Source organism: Zunongwangia sp. HRR-M8 (assembly GCF_027594405.1).
Lineage (GTDB): Bacteria > Bacteroidota > Bacteroidia > Flavobacteriales > Flavobacteriaceae > Zunongwangia.
Genome location: NZ_CP115161.1, coordinates 2,326,402 through 2,336,952 on the forward strand (window position 1 = coordinate 2,326,402; position 10,551 = coordinate 2,336,952).

Sequence of the window (10,551 nt, forward strand, 5' to 3'; positions counted from 1 at the left end):
TAAAATTAGAAAGATACATTTAAGCCAAAAACAAATGTTCTTGCTTTAGGATAGGTGTAATAATCGATACCAAAAGACTTCGCATCACCAGAAGTTCCTGTATTAAGTTCAGGATCAAAACCGCTATAATCGGTAATTACAAATAAGTTTTGTCCTGTTACTGATAATCTGAAACTCTTTAACCAATCGCCTAAACCTATAGAAGTAGGATCTAAATCGTAAGCCAATGTGGCGTTGTTTAGACGTAAAAAGCTTCCATCTTCAAGATATCTTGTTGAAACAGTATTAGTGTTACTAGGATCTTCATTTGCAAACTCGATTGCTTGATCTGTAGTGTTTAATGAATTTGAAATCTGAGTTTTATTAAACAAACTCATTCTGGTATGGTTATAGATTTTATTACCACTTACTCCGTTAAAATTCAATCCTAAATAGAAGTTTTTATAATTGAATTTGGTGTAAAAAGCATAAATTAAATCTGGTACTGCGCTTCCTGAAGATACCCTATCGTTATCATCTATTTGCCCATCACCGTTAATATCGGTAAACTGGTTTAAACCATCGGCACCTATACCTTCAAACTGTCTTACATAAAAGTTACCAATAGGTTGGTTATTCATATATCCATTAATCGTTGCTCCTGTTTGACCAGATCCTTGGGCGGTTCCTGTAGTAACAATTGTAAATGGAGAATCTGTAATTTCATTTTTGATGTAAGAGAAATTACCTCCGATATTATAAGAAAAGTCTCTTGTTTTATCACTTTGATAATCTAAAGAAAATTCTAAACCAGAATTTTCAATTTTCATATCAGGTATATTTTGCCAGGTATATCCAACCTCATCAATAGGATCCTGAGTAGAGAAATAAAGCAAAACATCAGTCGTTTCTTTTAAGAAATAATCTACCGTACCGGTTAATTTCTGATCGAAAAGTCCAAAATCTAAACCAATGTTAGTTTGCGCTGTTTCTTCCCACTGTAAATCTGGATTTGCAGTACGAGCAAACACTAAACCATAAGGATAGCTTTCGCGGGTAGTTTCATCACCATTCATTGGGTAGATGTCATTATCCTCAAAACTTTCCCCGTAACTTAAATTGGTTTGCTTAGAAGGAATTTCTTGATTACCCGATTTACCCCAGCTCGCTCTTAACTTTAAATTACTAACAGCTGAGTTTTCCAAAAAGTCCTCCTTATAAATATTCCATCCTAATGCAAAAGATGGAAAAACTGCATATTCATTATTTTCTCCAAACTTGGTAGATCCATCAGAACGAACTGTTGCAGTAACTAAATATTTATCGGCATAATTATAATTTACCCTTCCAAAGAAAGATTGTAATTCATTTTGAATGGCGTCTGAAGATTGTGTATTGTCTTCTCCTCTGGCCTCTCCAAGTTGATATCTCGGTTCGATCCCATTATCAGGAAAATTGGTAAAATAGAAATTCTTATTATGCACATAGAATTTCTGATAAGAATGTCCCGCTAAAAGACTTAAACCGTGATCGCCAAAATCGGTTTCATAGTTTAAAGTATTTTCGATTAGGGTATTTCTATTTGTTGTAAAGGTAGATTCTATAGAACCTTCTGCATAATCTGGATCTTCTGAGTACGGAATGTATTGCTCGTCTCTATCGGTTTTAGAATAATCTACGCCTAAATTCAATTTATAAGTTAACCCATCAATAATTTCTAATGAGGGTGAAATGTTGGCAATCATTCTATTATTGAATGCGTAATCACCATAAATATCTTCGATGATTAGAGGGTTAATTCCTGTCCCGAAAACGGTAGGTTCTCCATCAGTGTACGCAGGTCTTGTTGGATTTAAAGACAACATATTGCTAACCATAGTTTCAGTATTTGGACGCTCGTTTTCGGTTCTGGTAGCCGATAGATTTAAATCTACCTTTAGGCGATCGTCCAATCCTCTTTGCGTTACATTTACTCTCCCTGAATAGCGTTTTATATTGCTATTATTAAGAATACCTTCCTGATCTCTAGCACCTAAAGATGCGAAATATGATGTCTTAGAAGTACCCCCGCTCATAGAAAAATTAGCATCCTTGGTAATCGCGGTTCTGGTAAGCTCGTCTTGCCAATTGGTATTTGCTCCGTTATCGCTTAAACTTCCTCCAATTTCCTCAACTACATTTCTAAACTCATCTGCAGAGAATACATCGATTTTATTTGCAATAGAAGAAATTGCTGTAGAAGCTGAAAAATTCATCTGAGTTCTTCCTGCTTTTCCTTTTTTAGTGGTAATTACAACCACACCATTAGCAGCTCGAGATCCATAGATTGCAGCAGCTGAAGCATCTTTTAAAACATTGATCGATTCAATATCTTCAGTATTGATAAAATTTAAAGGATTGGTTTGCATTCCTGTAGAAGAATTATCCAATACAAATCCATCAACTACATATAAAGGAGAAGTTCCAGATCGCAATGTTCCCACGCCACGAATAATTATATCTTGACCAGAACCAGGCTCTCCACTTGCATTAGTAACATTTAAACCCGATACTTTACCTTGAAGTAAGTTTCCCGGATTCGTATTAATACCTTTATTGAATTCTTCATCACTAACTGAACTCACAGAACCGGTTAAATCAGATTTTTTTTGAGTTCCGTAGCCTACAACAAGAACTTCATCTAAAGATGCACTATCTGTTTCTAACTGAATATCGAAATTTGTTTGTCCAGAAATATTCATTTCAAAAGTCCTGAAACCTACAAACGATACTTGTAGAATATCGCCTTCCTGCGCATTAATGGTATATTCTCCGTCAAAATTGGTAGTAACACCATTGTTGGTTCCTTTAATCATTACCGTTGCACCCGGTAGTGGCACTCCTTGATCGTCTGTTACTACACCACTTATTGAGCGTTGAATAGATTTGCTTGTCATCGTAAATTCTGTTGAGGGCTTTTTGACTAGAGCAGCCTCACCAGTTTGAGAAAAAAGTAACACGGAAAGACCGAATATTACCTTTTTCGAGTTTAATTGTGTAATTTTAAAATACATGTAGTTAATTAATTGGTTGCACAATGCTTAATTAAATTACCGCAGTTCCTGTTGTCACCTACGATTTAGTAATGTTTAAATAGCCTAGTTATAGGATCAAATATTTGAATTAGTTTTTTTTTAACACGCTGCTAAATAATAAAGAAAGCTTTAGACCAATTTTAATTGAAGTTTATGTATACTTTAATTAACGTAGATGACATCTAAACTAGAATTAACCGTGTATTTTTTAGCCTTTAGCCTTAGATATTCCTAAATTCGAAGTTTACACCCCTTAAGAATGATAGATTTTTACTGAAAGAAGAATTTTAGAGATTTGGGATGCTCATCTCTTACTAAGTTTGATTAACATACATGATATTCGGCTAACATTAGAGAAATTAAGGCTTAACACTGATTTAAAATTGAAGATTTGGATAGTTTAAGGAATTAAGATTTCCATGATTAAAAAAAGAAAAATGAAGATTATTAATTTTCAATTGAAATTTGTTTCGAAATAAATAAGAACTAAAATCGTCGAATTGCAGCATAAAAAAAGGAGTACTTCACAGTACTCCTTTTCAATTTTAATCCTAAAAGGATACAATTTAATATCCTATATTTTGTGTAATTTCAGCAGTAACATCAATAGTTTCTTGCGGAATAGCAAATACTCTTAAATAAGGCTCAGTTTCTGCTTTAGCCGTATATGCTTCATCGTAAGTTCCGAAGCGAATCATTTGCTTTCTTCGGTACATTTCCCAATACATTTCAAAACCAATCTCGTTATAAAGTGTTTCTTCATCTAGAGAAGAAATCGCTTTTCCTGGCTCATTATTAAATAATGCCTCTCGAGTTCTACTGGTTCTAAGTAAATTAATATCCTGTAAAGCTGCTGCAGTTTCTCCATTTCTAAAGTAAGCTTCAGCTCTCATACAATAAATTCCGCCCAACCTGTAAAGTGGAACATCAACAGCGCTTGTACCATTACCATATTCAGGATCAAATTCCCACTTGAAATTTCTTACACCACGATTAATCTGATCCTGACTGAACACGGCAGAAAGTGAATTGTCAAAATTAAGATCTGGGGTGTAATCCATAGGAACGGTTGTATTTTTTTCCATCATTAATTTACTGATAGCAATTCTACCATCAGAAGTCATATCAAATCCTCCTTCACCATCTAACGTTGGTCCATATTGTTGGCCTACCTGTAATCCCCTATTAAAGTGAAACCAAGCTCCACCGGTATCGGGACGTACATCTTCTGCAGGAACACTGCCTGTTGTACCATCATTCATAAACCAAGTGCCATCTGCATATTGATAATATCTGTGGAAACGAGGATCATCATGATTTCCTTCCCAGGTATAATAAAATTCTGGTTCTACGCAAGAAGCGTTAGTACCTCTGTTATCTGGGGTTGGCTTTTGGGCCCTTCCTGTAGACATGTATGCAAAATCGTTATCACTTCTACGGATGTTATCATTTTCTTGCGCTACGGCAAAAATAATTTCTGAACCGTTTCTATTATCGATGGCAAAATTGTCAAAATAATTACTTTCTAAACTGAAATTTCCTTCAATCAATAAGGAAGTATAATAAATCACTTTGTCCATATCGCTGCCGTCATTATCGACTGCAGCTTCAGTAAAATTAAAACTAGACGAAGCATTATATCTATCTTTTAAAACGGCTCTATTTAAATACATATCTGCCAACAAAGCATAAGCGGCTTGCTTGGTAAAACGTGCATTAAATGTTCTTTGTTCTCCTAAATTTGCCAAATTTGGAATAAGAGACTCTACTTCGATAATTAAATTATCAATTTCAGTATCTGCTTGAAGAAATTGTAACTCGGCATTCTCTGTAAATGGATCTCTATAAGGTGCTTGTTGAAACAAATCGATCGTATTATAAACATACAATGCTAAAAGACCTCTAGCTTCTGCTAAAAATAGCTCGTAATTTTCATAATCTGGGTTTGCTTCCAAAGATTCAATAGCGGTAAGTGTTTTAGTGATACCACTATTTAAGGCATTCCAAGTACTAGCAACGGCTGCATTATTTGTTCCCCAGGTAAATTCGGTTAAGGCTCTCCATTTACCGCCATCACCCCAGTCGCTACCTCTTGTAGGTAGCATACACTCATCTGTTGGATATTCCTGAAGTCCAAATACATTACCGTGATCGGTAAATGTACCTTCTGCTAACTGTCCATAGGCTGCTGCCATAGCACTTTCGGGACTGGAGCTTTTTCCTCCGATTACTTCATCAATTACTTCTTCTTCTAAATCTGTACAACTAAATAAAGTTGCACTAAAGCAGATCGCAATTATAGTTTTAGTTGATATATGTGAAAATTTCATTTATTATAATTTTAAAGTTGCACCAATCATGTAAGATCTTGAAGATGGGTAGGTTGTATAATCGATCCCTATAGATTGATTACCTCCTGTTGATCTTGGACTATTTACTAAAGGATCGAATCCTGAATAATTGGTTATGGTAAATACATTTTGAGCGCTTAGATAAAGGTTAAGACCTTTAAGCCAATTAAGATTTGCAGTGTTAAAAGTATAGCCGACTCTTGCATTATTTAATCTTAAGAAATCAGATTTCTCCATATATAAAGTAGAAAGCTGTGGTGTATTTTGAGGATTTGCGCCTGCTTCGTAAAATTCGGAAAGTACGTTTCTGTCTGAAGCAAGATTATTAATATTTAGTGCCAAATTGGTATTGTTCACTAAATAACCTCCTGTTTGGCCAATAAATGCCATACTTAAATCCCATCTTTTGTAGCTTAAACTGGTATTTAAACCGAAAGTAAAGTTTGGTATAGCGCCTTCAAAAATTTGACGGTCGTCACTATTAATTACTCCGTCATTATTGATATCTTCAAAAATATCATTTCCGTTTTCGTCAAAACCAAGGTGCTTCAGCATAAAGAAAGAACCTGCCTCGTAACCGCTTTTGTAGATATTTGCTGCTACTCCTGTTAAACCAGGTCCGGCAACACTACCAGAATACAATTCAGAAACCGGTAAATTTTTAATTTCATTATGTAATGTAGCACCATTCACATCAACAGACCAGTCAAAATCTTCTGTGCTTACAATTTTAGACCCTAATGAAAATTCAAATCCTTTGTTTACAATTTCTCCTTCGATATTCTTCCAAACTGAAGTTGTTGGGCTTAAAGGTTCAGAAGGAATATTTAAAATCGCATCGGTAGTTGTTTTATTGTAATAGTCTAATGAGCCGTATAACTTATTATTCCATAAACTGAAATCTACACCAGCATTAAACTGTGTCACTACTTCCCACTTTAAATCTGGATTAGCGGTACGATTTACCACAACACCATTCATTAAGTTGTAATCGTTATAAAGATAGTAACCACCTGCTGCCGACTGTGAGTAACTTGCCTGAGTGATTTTATTCTGAACTTCTTGGTTACCAGTTTCTCCCCAGCTGGCTCTTAATTTTAACTGATCTATTTCATTAAAATCACTAAGGAATAATTCTCTGTCTATATTCCACCCCAAAGCAAAAGATGGGAAATAACCGTATTTATTATTCTCGCCGAATCTAGTTGATCCATCTGCTCTTAAAGAAGCCGTTACTAAATAACGATCATCAAAAGTATAATTAACTCGGCCAAAATAAGATTGTAGCTCATTTTCCTGAGCATAACCACTCACCCCAGATTGCTCTCCAGAATAGCCAGGATTATATTCTGGTGCTACACCTTCGCCCATAGGGCTGATGTTGGTTGTAGAAAAAGAAGTCCCCGAAAAATTAAATTTCTGGTAAGAGAAACCTCCTAAAACTTCAAAATTACTTTTGTTAAGATCAAAATTATAGGTTAGGTAATGTTCAACTAAAGAACTTTGAGAATCAAGATTATTCTGAACATAAGCTCCTAGCGGAGTTCTATCGGTAACGTTTGGATATATAGTTGAATTTCTCTCTGAAGTAGAACGATCTATCCCTAAATTAAATTTATACTCCAATCCATCAATGATGCGGAAAGTTGCTTCAATATTCCCCAAAACTCTAAGTGTTTCGGTTTTATCTTCATAGATATTTAGCAAGTACATAGGGTTGTAATGCGCATTCATATTGAAGTTGGTATAATCGCCATCGGCATCAAAAACCGAACGTGTAGGATTAGCCATTAACGCATGCATTATTACCTGCCCATCTGATCCTGCATCTGCTCCGTTCGGAATTCCGTTTTCATCAATTTGGCTGGCAGTAAGATTCATCTTAACCTTCAACCTTTTATTATCGAAGAAAGATTCTTCAGCATTAATTCTAGCCGTAGTTCTTTTAAAATCACTAGTCTCTACAATCCCTTCCTGATCCATATGAGAAAGCGAGGCATAATAGTTACCAGTCGTTGTTCTTTTGGAAAATGAGAAATTATGATTTTGGGTAATTGCTGTTCTAAATAATTCGTCTTGCCAATCTGTACTACCACCATGATCGTATGATGGATCGTCGATGGCGTCTCTATATTCAGAAGCAGAAAGTAAATCTACCTTATCTATTACGTTAGCTACATTTAAATAAGAATCTACTGTAATTGTCGCATCTCCTTTTTCACCTTGTTTTGTAGTAATAATCACAACACCATTAGAACCTCTAGCTCCATAAATCGCAGCAGCTGATGCATCTTTAAGAACGGTAATCGATGCAATATCGCTAGTATTTAAAAAGTTTAGCGGGTTTTTTGCAGCAGTATTTCCAAGACCAAAATCTGGACCACCAGCACTTACATTCTCATTACTTAAAGGAATCCCATCTACCACAAATAAAGGTGTGCTACCACTACGGATAGAACCAATACCACGAATAGACACATCTACCCCGGCTCCTGGTTCTCCACTAGACTGTACCACACGTACACCAGCAACTTTTCCCTGAATTAAATTATCTGGAGAAACATTAACTCCCTTTTTAAAATCTTCTGAAGAAAGTTGGCTAACGGCTCCCGTTAAATCCTTTTTTGTTTTTTTACCATAACCTACTAAGACAATTTCATCCAAATTGGCGGCATCTGCTGCGAGTGTAACTGTAATCCCATTTTTTGCCTCTACCTGAATGCTTTTGAAGCCTAAATAAGAAACTTCCAAAATTGCATTATCAGCAACTTCTATGGTAAACTGACCATCAAAATTGGTTACGACACCATTATCTGTACCAGATTCTTTAATGGTTGCGCCTGGTAACGGCATCCCTTTGTCGTCTACAACCGTACCGGTAATAGTTTGTTGATATTTGTTAGAACTAATCTTAGTTTTTGCATTCTCAATATAAATACTGCTTCCTGCAGTAGCGATTTGAGAAGCTAGTAAAACCGACATTCCAAAAATTATTTTTTTCGGTTTTAATTGTGTAATTTTAAAATACATGTAGTTAAGTAATTGGTTGCACAATGCTTAATGATTAACCGCAGTTGTTGGTAGCAACTGTGGTTTTTTTCCTTTTAATTTCTATTTTCTTATATCATCTTAAATTGCTGAATTTGATAAAAGGTTTTACTTAAATTTTCAAGCCGCTAAATAATGAAATGTTAATTTCTTTCACATTTTTTTAATTTTACTAAAGCTTTAAGTAATTCTGCATTTTTCGACCTATTTATTAACCTTTGCCAACTACCTAAATAATTTTCTCTTAATATTTAGTGCAATTTTAATTGCTATATAAAGGACCAAGCTTACATTTTCTTAACACAAGTTATTCTTTAGATTACTTTAAAATCATCCTAAAAATCTAGATTTAGCGGCTAAAATTTAAGCATCCCAATGATCAAAAAGTTTTCTATCACCCTATTCTCATTATTTAGCATCTACTTCATTTCTGCATGCTCAGATCATAAGAAAATCAAACAAAAAATAAATCAAATTCAGGTTATTGGATCTCATAATAGTTACAAGAAGGCTATTGAAGACTCTTTGTATGCCTATTTAGAAAGTCAGGATACCACCGGAGGATTAAAAAGTTTACAATACGAACATATCCCGATGCTGGAACAATTAAGCATGGGGCTCAGGAATTTAGAAATTGACGTTTATATTGATAAAAATGGAGGGAAGTTCTCGAATCCTAAAGGTTTATCTTTAGCTGAAGACCAATCGGAATATGATCCTGAAAAAAAATTAGCGCAACCAGGGTTTAAAATGATACATATCCCAGATATCGATTTTAGAACTCAATATTACCTTTTTGAAAATTGCCTTAAAGATTTAAAATCTTGGTCTGAAGAAAATCCAGATCACACACCAATATTTATTACGCTAGAGCCAAAAGATGGCGAAGAGAATACTTTTGGCACCTCTCCAGAACCTTTTACTGCGGAAGCCTATCAAGAATTAGATGATGTTATGCTGAAATTCTTAGGTAAAGAACATTTGATCACACCAGATGATGTTCGAGCTGATTTTAAAACTTTAAACGAAGCCGTGATCGCTGGAAATTGGCCAACTATCGATGGGGCTAAAGGCAAATTCATGTTTATTTTAGATACTAAAGACGCCAAAATGGAACTTTACATTAAAAATCATGAATCTTTAAAAAACAGAGTGATTTTTACAAATTCTGAAGAGAATTCTGCGGAAGCAGCTGCTATGATCATTAATGATCCCAATGATCCACGAATACCAGGTTTAGTAGAAAAAGGCTATATTATTAGAACAAGAGCCGACGCAAATACTACTGAGGCCAGAAATAATGATTATTCTCGTTTTGAAACCACTAAAAAATCGGGTGCACAAATTATAACAACAGATTACTATATGCCTAGTAAGTTCTTCGATTCTGACTATCATATTGACTTTGGTAAAGGTAATTTTTCTAGAAAGAACCCAATAAATAACAAATCTTAACTTACAAATATTCAGTAATTAAGAATATATTTTAGAACAGAACGTTATCTTTAATATCTCTTAATCACTACATCTTGAAATATCCACTAATTGTCTTGCTTTTGCTCTCCTTTCATTTAGTAATTGGGCAAGAAAGAAATTCTACGGAAGAAGGATTAACCGCTAAGTTCAGTCAAAATAAAGTCTCAGATCGTTTATTTGGGGTTGGCGAATTTTCTCATTTTCGTAATAATTTTGAAATAGTTCAACAGAATTTTTTGAAACTAGAAGCTTTTGTAGGACTGTTAGAACGTTATGATTTTATGAGTGCAACTAGAACGTTGCATTACTCCTATGGGGCGAGATTAGACATGCAGGTAGCGCCCAAAAGTTTATTTTATATTTCAGCACAATATATTTCAGAGCCATTCGATCAAGTTGATTTGCAATCTACAACACCTATAGATCCATTTTTCCCTAATTCAGAAATTGGATTCGGTTTAGATTTTCAGATTAATAACAATATCAATCTTGATATAGGTAACAAAACTCTATTGCCAGGTGACAACAATGCTGTTTTTAATCCCACCCCGCTTAATATCACTAGAGCGAAAATTAAAATAGGATTTTAAAGTAAAAAAAGCTCCTAGAAATTAATACTAGGA

5 protein-coding genes are annotated in these 10,551 nt (G+C 34.7%); 2 read left to right on the top strand and 3 right to left on the bottom strand.

What is annotated here, in order from left to right; translation table 11 throughout:
- Nucleotides 1-5: 5 nt before the first annotated feature.
- From PBT89_RS10095 to PBT89_RS10105, 3 genes are all read right to left on the bottom strand, one after another.
- Nucleotides 6-2,915: a SusC/RagA family TonB-linked outer membrane protein gene (locus tag PBT89_RS10095; RefSeq protein ID WP_270061790.1), complete on the bottom strand. Its 2,910-nt coding sequence runs from the start codon at nucleotides 2,913-2,915 to the stop codon at nucleotides 6-8.
- 704 nt (nucleotides 2,916-3,619) lie between these two features.
- On the bottom strand, nucleotides 3,620-5,383 hold the full coding sequence (locus PBT89_RS10100) for a RagB/SusD family nutrient uptake outer membrane protein (protein ID WP_270061791.1): 1,764 nt from the start codon (nucleotides 5,381-5,383) through the stop codon (nucleotides 3,620-3,622).
- Nucleotides 5,384-5,386: 3 nt separating this feature from the next.
- Complete coding sequence (locus PBT89_RS10105) at nucleotides 5,387-8,386, bottom strand: SusC/RagA family TonB-linked outer membrane protein (protein ID WP_270061792.1); 3,000 nt, start codon at nucleotides 8,384-8,386, stop codon at nucleotides 5,387-5,389.
- Nucleotides 8,387-8,827: 441 nt separating this feature from the next.
- Here PBT89_RS10105 and PBT89_RS10110 point away from each other — a divergent pair, with 441 nt between their 5' ends.
- Both PBT89_RS10110 and PBT89_RS10115 read left to right on the top strand, forming a co-directional pair.
- Nucleotides 8,828-9,907 (top strand): phosphatidylinositol-specific phospholipase C1-like protein, encoded by a 1,080-nt coding sequence (locus PBT89_RS10110; protein ID WP_270061793.1) that lies wholly within the window; start codon nucleotides 8,828-8,830, stop codon nucleotides 9,905-9,907.
- A gap of 74 nt (nucleotides 9,908-9,981) precedes the next feature.
- Nucleotides 9,982-10,518 (top strand): hypothetical protein, encoded by a 537-nt coding sequence (locus PBT89_RS10115; protein ID WP_270061794.1) that lies wholly within the window; start codon nucleotides 9,982-9,984, stop codon nucleotides 10,516-10,518.
- Nucleotides 10,519-10,551: the final 33 nt, after the last annotated feature.

Coding starts and splice junctions, on each gene's coding strand:
- PBT89_RS10095 (WP_270061790.1), bottom strand. CDS start 2,915: ATGACAAGCAAATCTATTCAACGCTCAATAAGTGGTGTAGTAACAGAC.
- PBT89_RS10100 (WP_270061791.1), bottom strand. CDS start 5,383: ATGAAATTTTCACATATATCAACTAAAACTATAATTGCGATCTGCTTT.
- PBT89_RS10105 (WP_270061792.1), bottom strand. CDS start 8,386: ATGTCGGTTTTACTAGCTTCTCAAATCGCTACTGCAGGAAGCAGTATT.
- PBT89_RS10110 (WP_270061793.1), top strand. CDS start 8,828: ATGATCAAAAAGTTTTCTATCACCCTATTCTCATTATTTAGCATCTAC.